Genomic DNA, 21,666 nt, shown 5'->3' with positions numbered 1-21,666 from the left:
GGCTCAGGGACCAGCGCCGCCCGCGGACCGGTGCAGCCTACGGACCGGTGCAGTAGGTGAGTGTGATGACGGACTTCTGCGGGATGTCGCCTGGTGCGGGCGACATGGCCGTGACCGGGTCGCCGGCGACAGCCTTGCACGTCGCGTCGGCCTGCGGCTGCACGGTGAACTGCCTCGTCGCGTCCTGGAGGTAGTTCGTCGCGTCGAGGAGCGGCTGCCCGACGACGTCCGTCAGCGTGACGTTCCCGCTGGAGACGACGAGGTTCACCGTGGACCCCTGGTCGACGGAGGTACCCGCCTCGGGATCCATCCGCAACACGACACCTGCCGGCACAGTGGGTGAGTTCTCGCGAGTCACGGAGCCTTGTGTGAGGCCGGCAGCGGCGACCGCAGCCCACGCGGCCTCGGAGGACTGGTTGATGACGTCGGGAACCTCGACCTGAGCTCGACCGGTCGACACGTAGACCTTGATCTGTGTGTTCTTCGTGACCGTGGTTCCGCCTGGCGGATCCGTTCGGATGACGTGCCCGGCATCGTAGTCGCTGCTCGCTTCGTCGAACTTGGTCGGGACGAGTTCGAGCTGCTCGATCGTGCTGTTCGCGCTCTCCCACGTGGCATCGACGAGATCCGGCACTTCTCGGGAGTCCGTGGAGATACTCGTGGCGGGCGGGAGCTGGACCACCCAGAACACGAGGGAGAAGAGGATGACGGCGATTCCGGCGATAGCAGCCCAGATCCACACGACAGGCGGGCGGCGCTGGGTACGCGTGACGGTGTCGTCCGAGGTGAGCTGACGGATCGCCTGCTCGGTACTGGAGGCCGCGGTCGGTGATGGGCCGAACAGTGAATCGTGGTCATCGCGTCGGACCGGCACATGGCCGGCTCCGGCTTCGTCGAGGTCCTCACGGAACTCGACGGCGCTCTGATACCGCTCGAAGCGATCCTTCGCGAGGGCTCGGAGGACGACCTGATCGAGCGCCGGCGACACCTTCGGGTTGATCGAGCTCGGCTTCACCGGGCGCTCGCTCACGTGCTGGTACGCGACGGCGACGGCGGTGTCGCCGCGGAAGGGCGCCTTGCCCGTCAGCATCTCGAAGAGGACGACGCCGGTCGAGTAGAGGTCGGTCCGTGCGTCGACCGTCTCGCCCTTGGCCTGCTCGGGAGAGAAGTATGCGGCGGTGCCGAGGATGGCGGTCGTCTGGGCGACCGTCGTGGACGAATCCGAGACGGCGCGCGCGATACCGAAGTCGGTGACTTTGACGTCGCCGGCCGTGGTGATCATGACGTTTCCCGGCTTGATGTCGCGGTGCACGACGCCGGCTCGGTGGGAGTACTCCAGCGCGGTGAGGATGCTGTGCGCGATGCGCACCGCCTCGTCGGACTCGACGGGACCCTCGGCGATGAGGTCCTTGAGCATGCGCCCTTCGACGTACTCCATGACGATGAAGGGCTCGATGAGGTCGTGACCGGAGCCGTCCTTGACCCGCTCCTCGCCGGCGTCGTACACGCGGACGATCGTCGGGTGCGCCATCCGCGAGGCGGCCTGTGCCTCCTGACGGAAGCGGGAGCGGAACGCGGGGTCGGTGGCGAGTGTGGACTTGAGGACCTTGATGGCGACGGTGCGACCGAGCTTGGTGTCCACGCCACGGAAGACGTTGGACATGCCCCCGCGACCGATGAGGTCGCCGACGACGTATCGACCTGCGAGCAGGCGTTGATCGTCAGCCACGTACCACCCCTGAATTCGCTTGGAGGACAAACACTAACAGCTTACCCGGGCACCCTTCGTGTGCTCTCAGGGATGCCCCTGAGAGCACACGACGAGATGTGACTACTCGGTAGCCTTGACCACGTCGATCGGCGTCGATGCCGGTGATGCCGCCGACGTGCCGGTGCTGCACCGGACCGCGTAGGACACGGTCAGCTGACCGGCGGCGTCGACCGTGATCGTGCCGCTGGTCGTGTTGGCGTCGAACTGACCCGATGCGTTGTTCTGGAAGAAACCGCCGCCGACCGTCACGGTGTAGCCGAGGAAGTCCGTGCCGGTCGGGCAGGCGTTCTGCACGGTAGCCCAGTCGACGGCGATGGTCGTCGACGTCGCGTCCTTCGGGATCTCGAGCTGACCGGCGTCGTTCAACTTGGACTGATCGACCTTCGGCGCTTCCGTGGGTGGGTCGATGACGGCGATCTCGCCGTACACGGTGAGGGTGATGGCTGAACCCGTCTTCACGTTACCCGTCGGGTTGACGTCGTAGACCGTGTCGACCTGCTCCGGCGACGTCGCTGCGTTGCCGACGTTCTTCGACACGCTGAAGTTGTACGGCGCCGCACTGAAGATGGCGTTGAGCTCTTCGAAGGACCGCCCCTGGAGATCGCTCAGGTTGATCGGGAACACCGTGGGCACCGGCGTGGGCGTCGGGGTCGGGGTCTTCGACGGGGTCGGCGAGGCCGAGGTCGATGTCGCCGACGGCGTCTTGCCCCCTGCGTCGTTCCCCTGGTTGGCGAAGACGGCGATCAGTGAACCGACCAGCACGATGACGAGCAGGGCGACGAGACCGATGAGTGGCCAGGTCCACTTGCTGCGCTGCTTCTTCTCGCTTTCGCCCTCGACGTCGTCCTCGAGCTGGTCCGCCTCGGCGGCGGACAGCAACTGCGTGGTCGCGTCGTCGGCTGCGGGCATCCGACGGGTCTGGTCCATGACGGTGGTCGCGGCGTCGCCGGCCCCACCGAGGATCATCGGCACGGCTGCTGCCGCGGCGTTGAGGTCGCCTCGACGGAGCGCCTGGGCGGCGCGCGCCACGTGGGCGGACGATGCCGGTCGGTCGATCGGGTTCTTCGCGATCATCGACATGACGAACCGGCGGACCGGCTCCGCGATCGTGACGGGGAGCTCCGGCGGCTGCTCGTTGATCTGCGCCATCGCGATGGCGACCTGCGACTCGCCCGTGAACGGACGGCGTCCGGCGAGGCATTCGTACGCGACGATGCCGAGTGAGTAGATGTCCGTCGACGGTGAGGCGGGGTGCCCGCTCGCCTGCTCGGGCGAGAGGTACTGCACGGTGCCCATGACCTGACCGGTGGCCGTGAGCGGCACCTGGTCGGCGATGCGGGCGATGCCGAAGTCGGTGATCTTGACGCGGCCGTCCGGCGTGATGAGCAGGTTGCCCGGCTTGATGTCACGGTGGACGAGGCCCGCGGCGTGTGCGGCCTGGAGTGCCGACGAGGTCTGCGCGACGATGTCGAGCACCTTGTCGGTGGGCAGGACACGCTCGCGCTCGAGCACGGTGGACAGGGCCTCACCGGGCACGAGTTCCATGACGAGGAACGCGCTGCCGTCCTCCTCGCCGTAGTCGAAGACGTTGGCGATGCCCTCGTGGTTCACGAGTGCGGCGTGCCGCGCTTCGGCACGGAACCGCTCGAGGAACCCGGGGTCCCCCATGTACTCGTCCTTGAGGATCTTGATGGCGATGGTCCGGCCGATGACCAGGTCAGTGGCCTGCCACACCTCGCCCATGCCACCGATCGCAATGCGAGATTGCAGTTCGTAGCGACCTCCGAAGGTCAGCCCGGCTGTCGGTCTCATTTGTTCAGCACCGCCTCTAGTACTTTCTTCGCGATCGGCGCGGCCACGAGGTTGCCGTAACCGTCCTGTCCGAGTCCACCGCCATCTTCAACTACGACCGCCACGGCGACCTTCGGGTCGTCCGCAGGCGCGAAACCGGTGAACCACAGCGTGTACGGATCGTCGGAACCGTTCTGCGCAGTGCCTGTCTTTCCAGCCACATCGACCCCATCTATTGTTGCATTAGTCGCAGCACCGCTCTGGACGCCCTGGACCATGATGTCCGTGATCTCCTTGGCCACCGAACTCGAGATCGGCTGCGACAGCTGCGCCGGTTCGAACTCCTTGAGGACGCTCAGATCGGGGTTCACGACGCGGTTCACCAGCTGCGGGTTGCAGACGATGCCACCGTTCGCGATGCCGGCCGAGACCATGGCCATCTGGAGTGCTGATGCCCGCACGGTGTACTGCCCGAAGGCGGCCATCGCGGTCTGGTCTTCGCTCAGCGCGTTCGGGAAGGTGCTCGGCTGCATCGGCATGGGGTTGAGTCCCGTCCCGGTGATGTTGACGTCCATGTTGAAGCCGAAGCTCTGCGCCATGTCACGGATCTTCTCGTAGCCGAGCTCGACGCCGAGTTCCGCGAGCGGGATGTTGCAGCTGAGCTCGACGGCCGTCGCGATGGACACCGTCGCCCCGCCGCCGCAGCTTCCACCTTCGGAGTTGCGGATGACGGTGCTCGTCCCGGGGAGCGTGTAGGTGGACGGGTTCGGGAACTCCGACTCCGGCGTGTAGTCGCCCGACGCGAACGCCGCGGCCGCCGTGACGAGCTTGAACGTGGAACCGGGCGGATCGAGGTCGCCGTCGACGCCCTTGTTGAGGAGCGGCTGGCGGTCGTCGTCGTCGAGGGCCCGGTAGGCGTCGAGCACCGCCGCGTTGTCGTGGCTGGCCAGGACGTTCGGATCGTAGCCGGGGCTCGACACCGAGGCGAGGATCTTGCCCGTCTTCGGCTCGATGGCGACGATCGCGCCCTCCTGGTCGCCGAGCGCGTCGAAGGCGGCCTGCTGAACGACGGGGTCGAGGGTGACCTCCACCGCCGCGCCCTTCGGCGCCTGTCCGGAGATGAGCCGGTTGATGGAGTCGAGGAACTGCGAGTTCGAGGTACCGCTGAGGAGGTCGTTCGTCGCGAGTTCGAGACCGGACGAGCCCTGGGTGGGCGAGAAGTAACCGGTGACGGGCGCGTACAGCGGGCCGTTCGCGTAGACGCGCTGGTACTTGTACTCGTCGTCACTCGCGACGGACGAGGCGATGGCGGTCCCGTCCGTGAGCAGGATGGGACCCCGCTCCGTCCGGTAGCTGTCGTAGAGCGTCCGGGTGTTGCGACCGTCCGCGTTGAGGGTGTCGGCCTGGAACATCTGGATGATCGTGGTCGACCCGAAGAGCGCCAGGAACATCGCCAGGACGACGATGCTCACCCGCTTGAGTTCGCGGTTCATGAGACCACCGCCTTGGGTTGGGTTCGGACCGTGTCGGAGATGCGGAGCAGGACGGCGATGATGATCCAGTTCGCGACGAGCGAGGACCCGCCGGCCGCCAAGAAGGGCGTGGTGAGCCCCGTGAGCGGGATGATGCGGGTCACGCCGCCGACGACGACGAAGACCTGCAGCGCGACGGTGAACGCCAGGCCGACCGAGAGGAGCTTGCCGAAGTCGTCGGTACCGGCGTAGCCGACCCGGAAGCCCCGCGAGACGAGCAGCAGGTAGAGCGCGAAGATCGCGAAGAGACCGGCGAGACCGAGCTCCTCACCGAGGCTGGCGATGATGTAGTCGCTCTGCGGGACGGGGGTGATCTCGGGCATGCCCTGGCCGAGCCCGGTGCCGAGCAGTCCGCCGTGGGCGAGGCCGAAGATGCCCTGCACGAGCTGGTAGCTGCCGCCGTCGCGGTCGAAGACCTCCGGGTTGAAGGCGTCCCACCAGTTGTGGAAACGGCCGGCGACGTAGGAGAGGGTCTGACCGGCGATGAACGCACCGGCGAAGAACATCGTCAGGCCGATGATGATCCAGCTGGCACGGCTCGTCGCGACGTACAGCATCACGAGGAACATGCCGAAGTAGAGCAGACCGGTTCCGAGGTCGCGCTGGAAGACGATCACGCCCATCGCCATCGCCCACACCACGAGGATCGGGCCGAGGTCGCGCAGGCGGGGGAACTGGATCCCGAGGAACTTCTTGCCGACCATCGAGAGGCTGTCGCGCGTGCGCACGAGATAGCCGGCGAAGAAGACCGCGAGAGCGATCTTCGCGATCTCACCGGGCTGGAAGGTGACCGCGTCGCCGATGCCGATCCAGACGCGGGCGCCGTTGACCTCGCGACCGATGCCCGGCAGCAGGGGCAGCAGGAGCAGGACGAAGGCGAAGAGGCCGGCGATGTACGTGTACTTGAAGAGGACGCGGTGGTTGCGGATGATCAGGACCACGGCGATGGCTCCGGCGATCGCGATCGCACTCCACACCATCTGTCGGACCGCGGCGCTCGCCCAACCGGAGTCGCCGAGGGCGATGTCGATCCGGTAGATCTCGGCGATGCCGACGCCGCCGAGCACGGTGGCGATCGGCAGCAGGAAGGGGTCGGCCTCCGCCGCGGTGTAGCGCAGCACGATGTGGAAGGCGAGGACCAGGAGCGACAGGCCCGAGCCGAAGGTGATCAGAGCGAAATCGAGGTGTCCGAGCGCGCCCAGCTGCACGAGCATGACCGCGACCGCGTTGATGGCGAACGCGAAGATGAGGAGCGCGAGCTCGAGGTTGCGGAGCTTCTTCGGCAGCCGGAGTCGGCGCATCGTCTTGATGACGCCGGTGTCGGCTTGGATGGGGGCAGCGACGTCACTGGTCATCGGTCACCCGCAGACGTTTCACGATGTCGAGGGCCTCGGTGAAGGAGGAGGCGCTGATGGTCTGGTCCACGGCCTGGCGATCGAAATCGGAGAGCGAGCCGAGCGGGATGCCGGTGTCCTCCTTGACGCTCGACAGCTGGATGGGGCCGATGTCCTGCTGGATGCCCTGGTAGATGACGACGGTGTCGTCGTCGCCGCCGACGAAGTAGCGGGTCTGGGTCCAGGCGTACCCGAGCACGACCCCGCCGACGATCGCGACGATGACCACGATGAGGCCGACGAGCCAGGTGATGCGCCGCCGTCTCGCACGACGCTCGTCCTCTTCGATGAGCTCGTCGAGGTAGTCCTCGGAGGCGGGCTCGAAGTGCGAGTTGCCGAGCGAGGTGACCCGACCGGGGTGCAGCCAGCTGTTGGGGATGAGCGATGGCTTCTTCACCGACGGGGTGAGCGCGAAGGCAACGGGCTTCGAGGCCGAACCGACGACGACGGGCTCGCCGTCACCCACCGGCTCGTCGACGATGTCGACGACCACGACGGTGACGTTGTCCGGTGCACCGCGGTCCAGGCTCTGCCGGACGAGCTTCTCTGCAGTGCGCTGCGCGGACAGCTTCTCGGTGAGGGTCGCGGTGATGTGCGTCTCGTCGACCACGCCCGAGAGACCGTCCGAGCAGAGGATCCAGCGGTCACCCGGTTGCGTCCCGAGCGTCATCGTGTCGATCTCGGGGGAGGCGTCGACGTCGCCGAGGACGCGCATCAGCACCGATCGGCGGGGATGCACCATCGCTTCCTCGGCCGTGATCCGGCCGGAGTCCACGAGGCGCTGGACGAACGTGTGGTCGACCGTGATCTGGCTGAGCTCGCCCTCACGGAAGAGGTAGATCCGGGAGTCGCCGATGTGGGCGATGGCGACCTCGTTGCCGATGACCGCGAGCGCGGAGACCGTGGTGCCCATGCCCGTCAGCTCGCGGTGCTTCGAGACCGTGTCGCCCAGGATGGAGTTCGCCGCGAGGATCGCGGACTGGAGCGTCGCCTCCGCGGCTTCGGACGACGGGTACGGCTCGTCGGCTTCGATGATCCGGTTGAGTGCCATCGCCGAGGCGACGTCACCGCCGGCGTGGCCGCCCATGCCGTCGGCGACGACGAACAGGTGGTGCCCGGAGTAGCCGGAATCCTGGTTGTTTGAGCGCACTTTACCCACGTGGGAGAGCGCTGCGCCGGCGCCGCTGGTCGTCACCGGGTTACCGCCGCAACTCGAAACTGGTCTGGCCGACCTTGACGGGGGTGTCGAGTGGGATCTGCGTCGGGACGCTCACGCGCTTGCCCGCGAGGAAGGTGCCGTTGGTGGAGTCGAGGTCCTGGACCATCCACTCGTCGTTCCAGAGCATGAGGCGCGCGTGATGCGTGGACGTGTAGTCGTCGCGGATGATGAGGCCGGAGTCCGCTGAACGGCCGATGGTGATCGGCTCGCGGCCGAGCGGGAGCTCGGTGCCCTGCTTGGGGCCGGACACGATGACGAGGCGCGAGGTGTTGTCGACCGTGGCGCGCGGAGGCGTGCCGCTCGATCCTCCGGCAGCGGGCCGACTGGGTGCCGGGGCGGTCGCGGCGCGCATCGGCTGCGGCGGGGTGGCCGGAGCTCCGTTCGACGACTGCTGCTGCGGCTTCCGGACACGTGGTCCGAAGAGGTCGGTGCGGAGGGCGTAGACGATGCCGAAGACGAACGTCCAGAGCAGGAGCAGGAAGCCGATGCGGAGGACCAGCAGGGTCAGTTCGCTCACGCGCCGTCCCCCCAGGAGTCGCCGAAGGACGACACATCGTGACGTCGGGTCGCATCGCTCATCTGGCGATCGGATCCGCCGGCCTTGGCGACCACCCGGAACACGATCCTGGTGCGGCCGATCTCGATGACGGAGTCGGGGGAGAGGGCCGCCTGGCGGAAGGGCTGGCCGTTGAGCTTCGAACCGTTCGTCGAGCCGAGGTCGCGCGCCTGACCGGCGTTGCCGTCCCAGAGGATCTCGACGTGCTTCCGTGAAGTGCCGGTGTCGGGGATCGTGATGTCGGCCTCGGCACCACGGCCGATGACCGTGCGGGCCTGCGTGATCGGATAGCGCTTGCCGCCGATGTCGAGCACGGGTGCCCAGGTCACGGAGCCCTTGAGGTTGACGCTGTCGATCTGGACGAGGCCGTCGGGGAGGGAGCGGTCGCCGGAGAGCTTGATGGTCACGGCACCCGGAAAGGAGTACCCCTGGCTCTTGGCGTGCTTCTGGACGAGCGAACCGAGCTCGTCGATGAGGGAGGGGCCGATGGCGTCCATGCGCTCGAAGTCGGTGGGCGACATGCGGACGGTGAACTTGTTCGGCACGAGGATGCGGTCGCGGGAGACGACGGCAGCCTTGGTGTCGAGCTCGCGTCGGAGCGCGCTCGTGATCTCGACCGGCTGGAGTCCGGACTTGAAGGTCTTCGCGAAGGCGCCGTTGACGGCGCGCTCGAGTCCCTTCTCGAAGTTGTCCAGAATGCCCACGGTCTCTCGATTCGTGTCGGTGTCCAGGCAATGTTAGACGGTTTGCCTGCACACGAGGCCAATCGACGCGGGCGCCGACGCCAGGTGTTAACCCGCTCGGCAGCAGGAGATCAGCATCGGCGCCGGACCGTCGGGGCCGTTTCGTCCTGCTCTGGCGCGGATCTCCGGTGTTCTGCCACCCGGGCTCCGCGTGCTATCCTCGATAAGTTGCCGCGAGAGCGGTGACGTCTGGTGTCTCGCGCGAGTGGCGGAATTGGCAGACGCGCTGGCTTCAGGTGCCAGTGCTCGAAAGGGCGTGCGGGTTCAAGTCCCGCCTCGCGCACCAGTGGATGTGACACGAAGGCCCCCGAGGAATCGGGGGCCTTCGTCGTTGTCGGCGTCGATCGTCGAGTCGGGTCTCGGTGTTCGTGGAGCCAGGGGCGTCCGCCGCGCGTTGACAAGGTCACTTGACACGTCATCGTGTGACAAGCATGCTTGACGTATGTCGGGTTTCCTTGTCACCGCGGATCGCGGGTCCGAGGTGTGCGGCTGATGGCGGCGCTCACCGAGTGCGCGGGGCGCGGTGGCGCCGCGTTCCGGCGGCTGGCGTCGATGAGCGCTCGCGACGTGCTCAGGAACCCGCTCACCGGGATCTCGATGTGGTTCATGACCGGCATCATCCTCGTGATCTACGTCTCCATGTGGCTCGCGTTCGTCGTCCTGGGCCCCGCTCCGGTCGTCGTGCTGGACACGGACGACCCGGCAGTCCCGTCGGCTCTGGAGCGCGCCGGTGTACGACTGGTCACCGACGACGCCCCCGATCGGAACACGCGGGTGACCGTGCACGAGGGGAGCGCCCTGGTCGTGCTCGCCGCTGCCGACCAGGCCGCGTGGGACCCGATCTGGCGAGGCCTGCGCGACGCAGGCGTCCCTGCGCACGACGTGACGGTGACGGATGACGAGGGCGACGTGAAGATCGACCCCCTCCAGGAGAACCTCGGGATCGTGGTCCTGGTCGGGGTCGCGAGCCTGGCGTTCGTCGGGACGACCGTCCCGCTCGTGGCGATGCGGGAGCGCGGGCTGCTCCGGCTGCTCGGTGTGACGCCGCTCCGACGGTCGACGTTCCTCCTCGCGCAGCTCCCCTTGCGTGCGCTGGTGGCGGTGGGGATCCTGGTGCTGACGACCGGGATCGCGGTCTGGCGCAGGTACGTCGACGGTGTGGACCTCCTCGCCCTGGGGGTCTCGTTCCTCCTCGGGGCGGCGATGCTGTTCGCTCTGGCGTTGGTGTTCGCCGCCCGATCGCGGAACGCCGAGGCGACACAACAGACGATGGTGATGGTGACGATCGGGCTCGTGTTCGCGTCGGGTGGGCTCCTGCCGCAGTCCATCCTCCCTGCCGCCGTGCAGGTCGCCATGGACTGCCTGCCGACCACCTGGTTCGCCGCCGCCGCGAGTGCCTCACTGACCGGGGCCGAACCGTTCCTCCCCGTCCCCGCGCTCTGGGGGCTCATGTCGCTCGTCACCGTCGCAGCAGGCGTGCTCGCCGTGCGGTGGTTCGAGTGGGATCAGTCCGAGCGCGACGGGCGGACGACCACGACGTCCGATACACAACGAGAGGTGGCTGCATGAACGAGCACACGACACGGGGATCGACGCCACAGGAGCGTCGTGCGTCCCGAAGATACATGTGGGAGATCGCGGCCGGTACCGTCGGGTTCCTCGTGACGTTCCTCTTCCTACCGGAACTGTTCCCCACCGAGCCGGGATCGCCCGCAGCCGTCGTGGTGGCGCTCGTCCCGCTCGTGCCGGTGGTGTGGATCGCGATCGCACTCATCCGGCACGTGCGTCGTGTCGACGAACTGCAGCGCGGAGTGATCGTGCTGAGTCTCGCCATCGGGTTCGGTGCGGCGATGCTGATCAGTCTCGCGGTCGTGTTCCTGTCGACCGCCGGTGTCGTCGTCCCCCAGCCGGAATGGTGGGTGTTCATCGGCGGGATGGCGGTCTGGGGCGTGTCCATCGGTGTCGTCTCCTTCCGGGCCACCCGATGAAGAACGACGTCCGCGTCCTGCGCACCGAACGCGGGTGGACCCAGGTCCAGTTCGCCGAAGCACTCGGCGTCTCCAGGCAGACGGTGAACGCACTCGAGACCGGGCGCTACGACCCGTCCCTGCCGTTGGCGTTCCGCGTCTCCGCACTGCTCTCCCGCCCGATCGAGGAGATCTTCTTTCCGGGTGAACACGATGCCCCGCCGTCTGGAGGACGACGATGAACGAGCCGGACCGAGTGGTCGTCACCGTCGACCGGCTCAGCAAGCGCTACGGCGACCGCAGCGTCCTGCGTGACGTCTCTCTCCGGGTCCGCGCGGGCGAGGTGTTCGGACTGCTGGGACCGAACGGTGCCGGGAAGACCACCACACTCGAGACCATCGTCGGTCTCCGCCGTCCCACCGACGGAACCGTGCGGGTGCTCGGACGAGACCCGGCGATCGACCGCCGGTACGTGACCGAGCGGATGGCAGTGCAGCCGCAGGCCGCCACCCTGTTCCCGACGCTCACGGTCGCGGAGACGCTCGACCTCTTCGCGTCGTTCTACCGCGACGCGCGGCGCCCCGAGGAGGTCTTGGACGAGCTCGATCTGCGCGCGGCGCGGCGCGTGCGCGTGAAGCACCTCTCGGGCGGCCAGGAGCGGCGCCTGCTGATCGCCATCGCGTTGATCGGCGATGCCGAGATCGTCGTCCTCGACGAGCCGTCGGCCGGACTCGACCCGCAGGCCCGACGGAACCTCTGGGGCATCATCCGGCGCCAGCAGGAACGCGGGACCACGATCCTGCTCTCGACGCACCACATGGACGAGGCCACCCAGGTCTGCGACCGGATCGCCGTCCTCGTGAACGGCTCGATCGCCGCTTCGGGGGAGCCTGAGACCCTGGTCAGGGAACACGCTGCCACGGCCACGGTGACCTTCGAGATCCCCGGCCCGACCACCGCGGACGAGCTGCGTTCCCACGACCTCCCCGGCGAGATCACCGTGACGGCGAAGGGCGACGTCAGCCTGGTCGGGATCGTGACCGACGACCCTGACGCCGTGCTGCGTCGACTCACCTTCTCCGCCGGTCTCAGACCGCGCGGGTTCCGAGTGGCGCACGGATCACTCGAGGACCTCTTCATCGATCTCGCGAACCGGCCGACGTCAGCAACCACGGGCGACCCGGCCCACAGCCCATGAGCACGACGCATGCGTTCCCGGCGCAGGTGCGGAGCTTCGCCGCGGCCCACGCGCGTGACCTCGTCCGGGACCCGCGCTCGGTCATCGCGCTCGTGGCGAGTTTCCTGGCCTTGATCGCACTGCTCTGGGGTGTGGACGCCGTCGTGGCGACGGCGTCCGGCGCTCCTGCCGGTGTGCTGGAGCGTGGCCTCCCGCTCGTTTCGAGCACGGGATCGATGGCGATCGCGTTCATGCTCACCACGGTGCCGCTGGTCCGGCATCGCAGCACCGGCCTGCTGCGGGCGCTGTCGACCTCGCCGGCCCGTCGCGACGCCTACCTGTTCGGACATCTGCCGATCCGCGTGGGGTTGGTCGTCGTGGAGGCCGCGGTGATCATCGCCCTGGCCGCCTGGACGGTGCCGACCCGTCCTCTGTCCGACCTCGTCGCGATCGCCGGCACGATCCTGCTCGGTGGCGCGATGCTGCTCGGCTTCGGCTACCTCCTCGCGGCGCGGTTGTCGAACCCGGACATCGCCATGCAACTCGCGTACCTGCTGCCGATGCTCGCTCTCGCCACGTCCGGGGCGCTCTTCCCGCTCGCGGCCCTTCCGGAGTGGGTCGCCGGTCTCTTCCGGCTCCTGCCCACGACCTGGATCGTCGGCGCACTCGAGGCGATCATCTCCCAGGGCCCTCAGCCCGTGCCGCTCGCGGTGGTCTGGAGTCTGATGGCGGCGTGCGCGGTCGTGTCGGGTCTCGCGGCCGCTCGTCTCCACCGATGGAACGCCGGCTGATCGGGGGAGCTGCGGTCAGCCGCGTCAGTCCCGACGCGGGGGTGCCGTCGAATCGCGCACGATGAGCTGCGAGTCGAGACTCGCGACCGAACGGGGCGACCCTCCGGCCATGGCCTGGAGGAGCACCTCGACCGCCAGCGACCCGCACCGGTTGATCGAGAGCCGCACGGTGGTGAGACCGGGCTGGCGGATGGACGCCATCTCGATGTCGTCGGTGCCGATGATGCTGAGGTCCTCGGGGCAGCGCTTGCCCATCGAGGTGATGCCGGCGTCGATACCGAGGGCGACCAGGTCGTTGTAGGCGATGACCGCCGTCGCACCGCTCGCCACGATCGTGGCCGCTGCGGCGAGACCGCCCTGGATCGAGGCCGCCTGGTGGCCGAGGCGGGTGAACTCGATGTCGAGCTGTGCACAGGCCGCCGCGACCGCGTCGCCACGGCGGAGGTCCGCCCAGGAGTGCCTCGGACCGGCCGCGTAGGCGAGGTGTCGGTGACCCAGTGCGGCGAGGTGCTCGACAGCCTGCCGTGGCCCGCTCTCGGTGTCCATCACGACGTAGGGCAGTCCGTCGATGATGCGGTTGACCACCACGACCGGGGTGTCGCCCACGAGCGCGCGGATCTCGTCGTCGGGGAGGCGTGGTGAGCAGAGGAGCATCCCGTTGAGCTTGCGCGCCAGTTCGAGCTGCTCGTGCTCCCGATGCAGGTCCTCATCGGTACCCGAGGCGGCAGCGTCGCCCCCATCGCTCCGCCGTCGGACCGACTGCGTCCGGTCGCCCTCGGAGGTGTCATCGCCGCCACGGTCGTCGTAGCCGCGGCCTGGGTGGTCGGCGCGTCGGTGTCGCTGACGGCGGCCACGGCACCGTCGGTGATGCTGCAGCCGTATCTCGACGCACTGGAGGACGGGCAGCTCGAACGGGCCGTCGCGATGGACGGGACCGCTGCCGCCGCCGCTGAACTCGGCTACAGCGTCGACCTCCTGACCGATGAGCGGTATGCACTCGCGACCGACCGCCCGACGGCCTATCGCGTCGGTGCGACCCGGACCGAGAACGGGGTCGCCACGGTCGACGTGGCGTTCGAGCGCGGCGGTGAAGGGCAGACCACGGCGTTCACGCTGCGCGCACAGCCGTCCGGCTTCCTGTGGTTCAGCGCGTGGCGCATCGAACCGGCGAGCCTGCCGACCATCACGGTGCCCACGGTCAGGTTCGGTGCGCTGGACATCTCCGTCGGAGGCGAGCACGTGGGCACGGTGGACGAGACGACGGTCTACGTCGTCGGACCGGGGAAGTACGACATCGCGGCCGACTCGACCACCGGCTTCTTCGACTTCGAGGTGCCCAGCGTGGAGGCCGAATGGGACGGCAGGCCGACGGCGTATCTGTACCCGACACTGACGGCGCTCGGGCGGGAGGGGGCGACCGCTGCGGTCCACGCGTACGTGGACGCCTGCATCGCATCGACGTCCTCTGAACCCGCGGGCTGCTCCATCGCGATCGACAATTCGGAGGGCGACGAGATGTCGGGCGTCACCTGGGTGTTGACCCGTGGTCCCGAGTTCGAGTTCTCGGAGTACTCAGCGACGGCGGGGTTCCTCGTGACCACCACCCGTCGGGGCAGTGCCGACTTCCTCGCCGCGTTCGCCTCGGCCTCGGGCGAATACGGCATCGTGACCGCGGAGGACTGCGAGGTGTGGGTGGACGGCGCCGTCGTGTTGTCGACCGACGGCACGTGGACCTTCGACCCGTACACCTGGTGAGCGTGGGCGATGTCATGCACCAGATGAGGGGTGGGGACGCGTGAAGTACGTTCCAGCGTTCGGCCTGAAGGCGCAGGTGTTCATGCTCTGTGTGGCGCCGCTCTTCCTCTTCCTGGTGACTCCGAAGGACAAACTCGCGTCCGCCGGACCGGTCCTGGCCGTGGCCTTCGTCGTGCTTGCAGCTGCGGCATGGACCACACTCGTCGTGACGACACACCGGATCGTCGTGCTCGATGAGCACCTGGTGGTGTACACGGCCTTCCGCTCTCGCGTCGTCCGTATCGACGACGTCAGCTCGATCGGACCGAACTGGAGACCTCAGAGCTTCCGCATCGCTCTGAGGGATGGTCCGAGCATCAGGGGCCACTGCCGCAACGGCTACGCCGCGTTCGCGGAGGACCTGACGACCGGACACCCGTCGATCGAGTTCCGATACTCCATGCTGAAGCCGAAGACCGATCAGTTCATGGAATCGGGCTACTCGGAGCTGACGGAGGACGAACGTCGCGAAGCCGAGTCCCTCGTCCTGGCCGCCCAGTCGGCCGCGAGCTGAGCTGCCCGCGCGACGATAGGGTGAGGACCCGTGACGGCCGCCCTTCCCCCTGAGCAGCGCGAGACGACGCCCCGCGGAGTCCTCGTCTCCGTCGTCGCCTCATTCCTGTTCGCGGCGCTGTTCTTCCTGCCACCCCTGCTGGAGCCGTTCGGGGCGAACGAGATCTTCGCCTGGCGCGTGATCGCGACGGTGCCGGTGCTGGCGACGCTCATCGCGGTGTTCGGGTGGTGGCGGGAGGTCCGGGACATCGCGGTCCGTCTCGCGCGTCGTCCGATCCTCGTCCTCGTGGTCGTGCTCGACGGGCTCCTGTTGTCCCTGCAGCTGTGGCTCTTCGGTTGGGCTCCGCAGACCGGGCACGGGCTCGAACTCGCACTCGGCTACCTCCTGATGCCGCTGGCGATGGTCGTGGTCGGCGTCGTCCTGCATCGGGAGCGACTCGCGCCGCTCCGGATCGCGGCTGTGGCCGCAGCCGCCCTCGGCGTCACCGCCGCGATCGTCGTGGCCGGTGGGCTGTCCTGGGCGACCATCGCGGTCGCGGTCGGCTACCCGGTGTACTTCGCGATCCGGCGCCGAGCCGGGCTCGACTCCATCGGTGCGTTCTGCTTCGAGCTGGCGGTCCTCGTCCCCGTCGCGATCGTGCTGGCACTGCAACCGTCCTCACTCGCCGTCCTCGCCGCGCACCCGCAGCTGGGCTGGGGGATCGTGCTCCTCGGGGTGATCGGTGGTGTCGCCCTCGTGCTGTACCTCGTCGCGAGTCGCCTGCTGTCGTTCGGCGTCTTCGGGCTGCTCAGCTACCTGGAACCGGTGCTGCTCGTCCTCGTGGCGGTTCTGCTCCTCGGCGAATCGCTGACGGTCGCCGACGGGTTCGTCTACGGCCCGATCGTGGTGGCCCTCATGCTCCTGGGGCTCGAGACCGTGCGACGCCCGTCGCGCTGATCGTCCACCTGCAGCCCGGCGCGTCGCCGCGAACCTGTGAAGTCAAGCCTCGAGACGCGTTCCGCGAGCGCGCCTAGCCTGATGGCATGGTTACGAAGCATGCTCCAGCAGTGTCGCTCGAGTCGCCGTTTCCTCCAGCGCGAGACTCGTCCGAACGGCACCACGTCGTCCCGATCGGTGCCCGGCAATGGCGGATCTCGAACGACGCCGATCCCTCCTCACCCGAATGTTGTCTCGCGTACGTCGAGGCACAGGGCACCGGCTACGACGTCCTCATCGTCGCGCCCAGCCCGCCCGAATGGCTGCATGTGGACACCTTCGACGAGGCCAAGCGCGCCGCGATCCGACGGCCGTCGCCGCAGCTCTGAGTCGCTCCGTCGGCGTTCATTCGCCCATGTTCGGGCGACGGAATGCCGGTTCGCCCAAGTATGGGCGAACGAACGGGTTCAGACGCTCCCGCGACGCACGATCGACGTGGGGACGAACGAGCCGGTGGGCGAGATCGTCTCACCCCTGAGCTGCGCGAGGAGCACCTCCGCCGCGCGCTGACCGACGGCCGCCGCCGGCTGGTGGACGGTCGTGAGGGGCGGGTGGCAGCGGAGCGCCCACGCCGAATCGTCGAAGCCGACGACCGACACGTCCTCCGGCACACTCCGCCCTGCCGCACGGAGGGCTTCGAGCGCTCCGGCCGCGACGGCGTCCGAAGCCGCGAACACGCCGTCGACGGCCGGCTCACGGCGGAGCAGCTCCGCCATCCCGGCGAAGCCGTCCTGGTGCGAGTAGAGCGGCACCTCCACGACGAGTCGTTCGTCGAAACGGTCGCCGAGCGCATCGCGGAATCCGGCCAGTCGGTCGGAGCCGGAGTCCCGGTCGAGGGCTGCGGCGATCATGCCGATGTGCCGTCGACCGGCGCCGATCAGCTCACCGGTGATGTCGACCGACGCCGCCCGGTTGTCGATCCCGACGAACGGGAGCTCACGGAGGTCGGGCGGGTGGCCGACGAAGGTCGCGGGGAGACCGAGGCGCTCGATGACGCGCGTGATCGGGTCGTTCTGGCGGGCGGAGACCATGATCACCCCGTCGACGAAGCCGCCCGAGAGGTAGCGGGTGATGCGGTCGGTGTCGCGCTCGGAGTCGACGACCAGGCAGACGAGCTGGTGGTCGGCCTGTGACAGGGCCTCGTTCGCCCCGAGCAGGATGTTGCCGATGTTGGGGTCGTCGACGAACAGGCTGTGCGGCTCGTGGACGACGAATCCGACGGCCTGGGTGCGCTGCATGACGAGGTTCCGGGCGGCCGTGTTCGGCACGTAGCCGACCTTCTCGATGGCGGCCTCGATGGCCTCGCGCGCTTCGGCCGACACGTAGCGCTCGCCGTTGACGACGCGGCTGACCGTGCCCCGGGAGACGCCGGCCTCGACGGCGACATCGTGCACCGTCGCTCGTTTGCGTCGGGTCGGCGGAGGGGTCACGGCTCCACCCTAGCGCCGGTCCGGGCGGCCTTCGGCGGGCTCCGTGTTGACAGATTCCGAAACGCACGCCTACTCTGTGTACGTTCACAGACTCTCAACGTGGAGTTGTCGCTCTTCGATCTGTGCACGTTCACAGATCGCGGAAGGCGCCATGAGCACGACCCCCACGTTCAGCCACGACGGCATCGCCTACGGCTGCGACTACAACCCCGAGCAGTGGGATCGGTCCGTCTGGCGCGAAGACGTCGCGCTCATGCAGGAGGCGGGCGTCGACCTCGTCGCCCTCAACATCTTCGGCTGGTCGCACCTCGAGCCACGGCCGGGGGAGTTCGACTTCGCCGGGCTCGACGAGATCCTCGATTTGCTCCACGAAGCCGGCATCCGGGTCAACCTCGGGACCGGCACCGCATCGGCCCCACCGTGGCTGACGTTCCGGCACCCGGAGATCCTCCCCGAGACCGAGGACGGAACGACCCGCTTCCCTGGCGGTCGCCAGGCCTGGTGCCCGTCGTCCGCGGTCTTCCGTCGCTACGCCCTCGAACTCGTGGAGCGCGTCGCCAAGCGCTACGGCGAGCACCCCGCCGTCGAACTCTGGCACGTGTCGAACGAACTCGGCTGCCACAACGCGCTCTGCTACGACGACGAGAGCGCCGAGGCCTTCCGAGGCTGGCTCCGCGCCCGCTACGAGACGATCGAGCGCCTGAACACCGCGTGGGGCACGTCGTTCTGGAGCCAGCAGTACAGCGACTTCGCCGAGATCCTGCCGCCGCGCCTGACCCTGTCGAGCCGGAACCCGAGCCAGGTCATCGACTTCCACCGCTTCTCCTCCGACGAGCTCCTCGGCTACTACCGGGCCGAGCTCGAGGTCCTGCGCCGTCACAGCTCGGTGCCCGTCACGACCAACTTCATGGTCACCGCGCACATCCGGAACCTCGACTACTGGCAGTGGGCGCCCGAGATGGACGTCGTCGCCAACGACCACTACCTCGACAACCGCCTCGCGGACCCCACGGCCGAACTCGCGTTCGCGAGCGACCTCACGCGCGGTCTCGCCGGGGGCGGCGCATGGTTGCTCATGGAGCAGTCCACCGGTGCGGTCAACTGGCAGCCGCAGAACCTCGCGAAGGCACCGGGCGAGATGACCCGCAACTCGCTCACGCACGTCGCGAAGGGCGCGGAGGCGATCTGCTTCTTCCAGTGGCGCGCGTCGCTGCAGGGCTCGGAGAAGTTCCACTCGGCCCTCCTGCCGCACGCGGGCACCGACTCCGACGTGTGGCGCGAGGTCGTCGAGCTGGGCGGCACGCTCGACCGACTCGACGAGATCACCGGCACGCGCGTCCAGGCCGATGTCGCCCTCCTCTTCTCCTGGGAGAACTGGTGGGCCGCCGACGGCGAGAGCCGCCCGACCCACGAGATCGACCACCTCTCGCAGGTCCACGCGGTCCACGCGTCGCTGCGTCGTCTGGGCCACACCGTCGACGTCGTGCGTCCGGGCGCCGACCTCTCCGCCTACCGGCTCGTCGTCGTCCCGAACCTGTACCTGGTGCGCGACAGCGAGGCCGCGGTCGTCTCGGACTTCGTCGCAGCCGGTGGGCACGCCGTCGTCACGTTCTTCAGTGGGATCGCCGACGAGGAGGACCGGGTCCGCCCCGGCGGCTACCCCGGTGCGTTCCGTGACCTGCTCGGCGTCAACGTCGAGGAGTTCGCCCCCGTCCTCCCCGGCCAGGTGCTGACGCTCGCGTCGGGCCGGACCGCGACGGCCTGGTCCGAGCGGACCCGCGTCCGCGGTGCCGAGGTCGTCGACTCCTTCGCCGACGGCCCGTCGACCGGTCGCCCGGCCATCACGCGCAACCGCATCGCGGGTGGCGGCGACGCCTGGTACCTCGCGACGAACCTGGATGCCGTCGCGCTCGACGAGGTGCTCCGCGACGCAGCCGCGGGGGCCGGGGCGCTGCCACAGGGTGATCCGGACCAGCCGGGCCTCGAGGTCATCCGCCGCGCCGATGAGGGTCGGAGCTACCTCTTCCTCATCAACCACTCGACGAACGACGTCGAGCTGCCGGCCAGCGGGCGCGAGCTCGTCACCGGCGAACCCGTCGACTCCATCGCACGCGTGCCAGCCGGCGCCGTGCGCGTCATCAGAGAGGACCGCACGCGATGAGCGTCAATATCGAGACGGCCGAGGCGACGTCGCCACGGCCCGTCCGCCCGCCGAGGGCGGCCAAGCTGCCGAAGGCGGTGGTGCAGCACAAGCGGGCGATCGCCATCTTCATCGTCCCGTTCGCCGTGCTGTTCGCGCTGTTCTACCTCGTGCCGATCGGGTACGCGGTCTACCAGTCACTGCTCGTGATCGAGCGTGACGGCACCTTCGGTCAGGCCCGGGAGGTGTTCGGCGGACTGGCGCAGTACGTGCAGGTCTTCCAGAACGGCCCGTTCTGGCAGTCCGTCGGACGGGTTCTCCTGTTCGGCGTCGTCCAGGTGCCGGTCATGCTCGGGCTCGCGCTCCTCTTCGCGCTGCTGCTCGACTCACCGCTCCTGCGGGGCAAGCGGTTCTTCCGTCTCGCGTTCTTCGTCCCGTACGCGGTGCCCGGCGTGATCGCCGCCATCATGTGGGGCTTCCTCTACTCGCCGAACCTGTCGCCGTTCACCGCGATCACGCAGAACGTGGACTTCCTCTCGGCCGATCTCGTGCTCTGGGCCATCGCGAACGTCGTCACCTGGGTGTTCGTCGGCTACAACATGCTCATCATCTACTCCTCGCTGCTCTCCATCCCGACGGAGATCTACGAGGCCGCGCGGCTCGACGGCGCCGGTCAGGCGCGCATCGCCTGGTCGATCAAGATCCCGCTCGTGATGCCGGCGATCGTGCTCACGGCGATCTTCTCGATCATCGGCACGCTGCAACTCCTCGCCGAGCCGCAGGTGTTCCGCACCTTCAGCTCAGCCGTCAGCAGCACCTTCACCCCGAACCTCACCGTCTACACCACCTCGTCCATCCCGAACGTGAACCTCGCAGCCGCCTTCTCGGTCGTGCTCGCGCTGGCGACCTTCGTCCTCTCCTTCGGGTTCCTGAAGTTCACGCAGCGAAAGGAAGGCAAATGACCGCCATCCTGTCCACCGGCCGCGGCCCGCAGGAGAGCCGCCTGTCGCGCGCCGGCGCGCTCATCGTGATGCTCGTCTTCACGCTCTACTTCCTCATCCCCATCTGGTGGCTGTTCATCGCCTCGACGAAGTCGTCAGCGCAGTTCGGCAACTCGGCTCCGCTGTGGTTCGCGGACTTCAACCTGTTCGACAACATCGGCCAGCTCGTCGCCTACCGCGACGGCGTCTACCTCAAGTGGATGCTGAACTCGGTGCTGTACGCCGGCCTCGGCGCACTGCTCGGCACGCTCTTCGCGGCCATGTGCGGCTACGCCCTCGCGAAGTACCGGTTCCCGGGACGCGACCTGATCTTCAACGTCGTCCTCGGCGGTGTGCTCGTCCCGGCGACCGCGCTCGCGCTCCCACTGTTCCTCATCTTCAGCCAGGTGGGCCTCACGAACACGTTCTGGGCGGTCTTCCTGCCCTCGCTGGTGAGCCCCTTCGGTGTCTACCTGACCCGGATCTTCGCGGCGTCGAGCGTGCCCGAGGAACTCCTCGAGGCCTCGCGTCTCGATGGCGCCGGTGAGATCCGGACCTTCTTCACCATCTCCGTGCGACTCATGTTCCCGGCGCTCGTCACCGTGTTCCTCTTCCAGTTCGTCGCCATCTGGAACAACTTCTTCCTGCCGCTCATCATGCTCCGCGACGAAGCCCTGTTCCCGGTCACCCTCGGGCTCTACTCGTGGAACTCGCAGGTCAACCAGATCCCCGAGCTGCGCCTCTACGTCCTCGTCGGCGCGTTCCTGTCGATCATCCCGCTCGTCATCACCTTCCTCCTGCTCCAGCGGTTCTGGCGCTCCGGCCTCGGCGCCGGCGCCGTGAAGTAGTCGGACCGACCAGCAGGCATCTTCTCCATCCCGCACCAACACCC

Annotated in this window: 21 protein-coding genes and 1 tRNA gene; 13 read left to right on the top strand and 9 right to left on the bottom strand. The window is 68.2% G+C overall.

The window, feature by feature from the left end; genetic code table 11:
* Window positions 1–37: 37 nt before the first annotated feature.
* The 7 genes from pknB to AC4PMY_RS09755 all read right to left on the bottom strand — a co-directional run bounded on the left by pknB (window position 38) and on the right by AC4PMY_RS09755 (window position 8,967).
* Complete coding sequence (gene pknB / locus AC4PMY_RS09785) at window positions 38–1,729, bottom strand: Stk1 family PASTA domain-containing Ser/Thr kinase (protein ID WP_064294024.1); 1,692 nt, start codon at window positions 1,727–1,729, stop codon at window positions 38–40.
* A 102-nt stretch (window positions 1,730–1,831) separates the two neighbouring features.
* The gene (locus tag AC4PMY_RS09780) at window positions 1,832–3,583 is read right to left on the bottom strand and encodes a protein kinase domain-containing protein (protein WP_491622587.1); all 1,752 of its coding nucleotides are present in this window, start codon (window positions 3,581–3,583) and stop codon (window positions 1,832–1,834) included.
* The gene (locus AC4PMY_RS09775) at window positions 3,580–5,055 is read right to left on the bottom strand and encodes a peptidoglycan D,D-transpeptidase FtsI family protein (protein ID WP_491622586.1); all 1,476 of its coding nucleotides are present in this window, start codon (window positions 5,053–5,055) and stop codon (window positions 3,580–3,582) included. Before AC4PMY_RS09775 ends, AC4PMY_RS09780 begins: the two co-directional genes overlap by 4 nt.
* Window positions 5,052–6,449, bottom strand: a complete 1,398-nt coding sequence (locus AC4PMY_RS09770; RefSeq protein WP_064294021.1) for an FtsW/RodA/SpoVE family cell cycle protein — start codon at window positions 6,447–6,449, stop codon at window positions 5,052–5,054. Before AC4PMY_RS09770 ends, AC4PMY_RS09775 begins: the two co-directional genes overlap by 4 nt.
* The gene (locus tag AC4PMY_RS09765; protein WP_064294020.1) at window positions 6,439–7,683 is read right to left on the bottom strand and encodes a Stp1/IreP family PP2C-type Ser/Thr phosphatase; all 1,245 of its coding nucleotides are present in this window, start codon (window positions 7,681–7,683) and stop codon (window positions 6,439–6,441) included. Before AC4PMY_RS09765 ends, AC4PMY_RS09770 begins: the two co-directional genes overlap by 11 nt.
* Window positions 7,684–7,687: 4 nt before the next feature.
* A complete protein-coding gene (locus AC4PMY_RS09760) occupies window positions 7,688–8,224 on the bottom strand; it encodes an FHA domain-containing protein FhaB/FipA (RefSeq protein ID WP_064294019.1) in 537 nt (178 codons plus the stop codon).
* Window positions 8,221–8,967, bottom strand: coding sequence for an FHA domain-containing protein (locus tag AC4PMY_RS09755; protein WP_064294018.1), 747 nt, complete (start codon window positions 8,965–8,967; stop codon window positions 8,221–8,223). Before AC4PMY_RS09755 ends, AC4PMY_RS09760 begins: the two co-directional genes overlap by 4 nt.
* Before the next feature lie 238 nt (window positions 8,968–9,205).
* On the opposite strand from AC4PMY_RS09755, the gene AC4PMY_RS09750 reads away from it, so the two are divergent.
* From AC4PMY_RS09750 to AC4PMY_RS09725, 6 genes are all read left to right on the top strand, one after another.
* Window positions 9,206–9,292, top strand: a tRNA-Leu gene (locus tag AC4PMY_RS09750).
* A 206-nt stretch (window positions 9,293–9,498) separates the two neighbouring features.
* Entirely contained in the window at window positions 9,499–10,575 is a 1,077-nt protein-coding gene (locus AC4PMY_RS09745) for an ABC transporter permease (RefSeq protein WP_491622585.1), read from the top strand.
* On the top strand, window positions 10,572–10,994 hold the full coding sequence (locus AC4PMY_RS09740; RefSeq protein WP_157583290.1) for a hypothetical protein: 423 nt from the start codon (window positions 10,572–10,574) through the stop codon (window positions 10,992–10,994). Before AC4PMY_RS09745 ends, AC4PMY_RS09740 begins: the two co-directional genes overlap by 4 nt.
* Entirely contained in the window at window positions 10,991–11,215 is a 225-nt protein-coding gene (locus AC4PMY_RS09735) for a helix-turn-helix transcriptional regulator (RefSeq protein WP_064294015.1), read from the top strand. The genes AC4PMY_RS09740 and AC4PMY_RS09735 overlap by 4 nt, the downstream gene beginning before the upstream one ends.
* Window positions 11,212–12,171 carry an ABC transporter ATP-binding protein gene (locus AC4PMY_RS09730; protein WP_491622584.1) on the top strand — a complete coding sequence of 320 codons (960 nt, stop codon included), beginning with the start codon at window positions 11,212–11,214 and terminating at the stop codon, window positions 12,169–12,171. Before AC4PMY_RS09735 ends, AC4PMY_RS09730 begins: the two co-directional genes overlap by 4 nt.
* Complete coding sequence (locus tag AC4PMY_RS09725) at window positions 12,168–12,941, top strand: ABC transporter permease (protein WP_071261985.1); 774 nt, start codon at window positions 12,168–12,170, stop codon at window positions 12,939–12,941. The genes AC4PMY_RS09730 and AC4PMY_RS09725 overlap by 4 nt, the downstream gene beginning before the upstream one ends.
* 24 nt (window positions 12,942–12,965) lie before the next feature.
* Here the strand turns inward: AC4PMY_RS09725 and AC4PMY_RS09720 are convergent, their stop codons facing one another.
* Complete coding sequence (locus AC4PMY_RS09720; protein ID WP_491622688.1) at window positions 12,966–13,616, bottom strand: LacI family DNA-binding transcriptional regulator; 651 nt, start codon at window positions 13,614–13,616, stop codon at window positions 12,966–12,968.
* A gap of 12 nt (window positions 13,617–13,628) precedes the next feature.
* On the opposite strand from AC4PMY_RS09720, the gene AC4PMY_RS09715 reads away from it, so the two are divergent.
* The 4 genes from AC4PMY_RS09715 to AC4PMY_RS09700 all read left to right on the top strand — a co-directional run bounded on the left by AC4PMY_RS09715 (window position 13,629) and on the right by AC4PMY_RS09700 (window position 16,553).
* Entirely contained in the window at window positions 13,629–14,696 is a 1,068-nt protein-coding gene (locus AC4PMY_RS09715; protein ID WP_491622691.1) for a hypothetical protein, read from the top strand.
* Between the two features lie 40 nt (window positions 14,697–14,736).
* A complete protein-coding gene (locus tag AC4PMY_RS09710; RefSeq protein WP_491622583.1) occupies window positions 14,737–15,249 on the top strand; it encodes a hypothetical protein in 513 nt (170 codons plus the stop codon).
* 30 nt (window positions 15,250–15,279) lie between these two features.
* Window positions 15,280–16,185 carry an EamA family transporter RarD gene (gene rarD, locus AC4PMY_RS09705; protein ID WP_491622582.1) on the top strand — a complete coding sequence of 302 codons (906 nt, stop codon included), beginning with the start codon at window positions 15,280–15,282 and terminating at the stop codon, window positions 16,183–16,185.
* An 86-nt stretch (window positions 16,186–16,271) separates the two neighbouring features.
* The gene (locus AC4PMY_RS09700) at window positions 16,272–16,553 is read left to right on the top strand and encodes a hypothetical protein (protein ID WP_139205469.1); all 282 of its coding nucleotides are present in this window, start codon (window positions 16,272–16,274) and stop codon (window positions 16,551–16,553) included.
* Between the two features lie 78 nt (window positions 16,554–16,631).
* On the opposite strand, the gene AC4PMY_RS09695 is transcribed toward AC4PMY_RS09700, so the two are convergent.
* Window positions 16,632–17,654 (bottom strand): LacI family DNA-binding transcriptional regulator, encoded by a 1,023-nt coding sequence (locus AC4PMY_RS09695; RefSeq protein WP_064294003.1) that lies wholly within the window; start codon window positions 17,652–17,654, stop codon window positions 16,632–16,634.
* 151 nt (window positions 17,655–17,805) lie between these two features.
* On the opposite strand from AC4PMY_RS09695, the gene AC4PMY_RS09690 reads away from it, so the two are divergent.
* Genes AC4PMY_RS09690 through AC4PMY_RS09680 form a run of 3 tightly spaced genes read left to right on the top strand, consistent with a single transcriptional unit; the run spans window position 17,806 to window position 21,622 of the window.
* Complete coding sequence (locus AC4PMY_RS09690) at window positions 17,806–19,815, top strand: beta-galactosidase (RefSeq protein WP_491622581.1); 2,010 nt, start codon at window positions 17,806–17,808, stop codon at window positions 19,813–19,815.
* Window positions 19,812–20,756: a carbohydrate ABC transporter permease gene (locus AC4PMY_RS09685; RefSeq protein WP_064294001.1), complete on the top strand. Its 945-nt coding sequence runs from the start codon at window positions 19,812–19,814 to the stop codon at window positions 20,754–20,756. The genes AC4PMY_RS09690 and AC4PMY_RS09685 overlap by 4 nt, the downstream gene beginning before the upstream one ends.
* Complete coding sequence (locus AC4PMY_RS09680) at window positions 20,753–21,622, top strand: carbohydrate ABC transporter permease (RefSeq protein ID WP_079000402.1); 870 nt, start codon at window positions 20,753–20,755, stop codon at window positions 21,620–21,622. Before AC4PMY_RS09685 ends, AC4PMY_RS09680 begins: the two co-directional genes overlap by 4 nt.
* Window positions 21,623–21,666: the final 44 nt, after the last annotated feature.

It is taken from the genome of Plantibacter sp. MDV22-iso1 (assembly GCF_058408345.1).
Note: the sequence above shows the minus strand (reverse complement) of the source record. Positions and strands in the feature narration are given on the sequence as shown.

What these genes read in the sequence shown, in the direction of transcription:
- AC4PMY_RS09700 (WP_139205469.1), top strand. Translation starts at nt 16,272, where the DNA reads ATGGTTACGAAGCATGCTCCAGCAGTGTCGCTCGAGTCGCCGTTTCCT.
- AC4PMY_RS09780 (WP_491622587.1), bottom strand. Translation starts at nt 3,583, where the DNA reads ATGAGACCGACAGCCGGGCTGACCTTCGGAGGTCGCTACGAACTGCAA.
- AC4PMY_RS09730 (WP_491622584.1), top strand. Translation starts at nt 11,212, where the DNA reads ATGAACGAGCCGGACCGAGTGGTCGTCACCGTCGACCGGCTCAGCAAG.
- AC4PMY_RS09725 (WP_071261985.1), top strand. Translation starts at nt 12,168, where the DNA reads ATGAGCACGACGCATGCGTTCCCGGCGCAGGTGCGGAGCTTCGCCGCG.
- AC4PMY_RS09740 (WP_157583290.1), top strand. Translation starts at nt 10,572, where the DNA reads ATGAACGAGCACACGACACGGGGATCGACGCCACAGGAGCGTCGTGCG.
- AC4PMY_RS09745 (WP_491622585.1), top strand. Translation starts at nt 9,499, where the DNA reads ATGGCGGCGCTCACCGAGTGCGCGGGGCGCGGTGGCGCCGCGTTCCGG.
- AC4PMY_RS09690 (WP_491622581.1), top strand. Translation starts at nt 17,806, where the DNA reads ATGAGCACGACCCCCACGTTCAGCCACGACGGCATCGCCTACGGCTGC.
- AC4PMY_RS09775 (WP_491622586.1), bottom strand. Translation starts at nt 5,055, where the DNA reads ATGAACCGCGAACTCAAGCGGGTGAGCATCGTCGTCCTGGCGATGTTC.
- AC4PMY_RS09770 (WP_064294021.1), bottom strand. Translation starts at nt 6,449, where the DNA reads ATGACCAGTGACGTCGCTGCCCCCATCCAAGCCGACACCGGCGTCATC.
- AC4PMY_RS09680 (WP_079000402.1), top strand. Translation starts at nt 20,753, where the DNA reads ATGACCGCCATCCTGTCCACCGGCCGCGGCCCGCAGGAGAGCCGCCTG.
- AC4PMY_RS09685 (WP_064294001.1), top strand. Translation starts at nt 19,812, where the DNA reads ATGAGCGTCAATATCGAGACGGCCGAGGCGACGTCGCCACGGCCCGTC.
- AC4PMY_RS09735 (WP_064294015.1), top strand. Translation starts at nt 10,991, where the DNA reads ATGAAGAACGACGTCCGCGTCCTGCGCACCGAACGCGGGTGGACCCAG.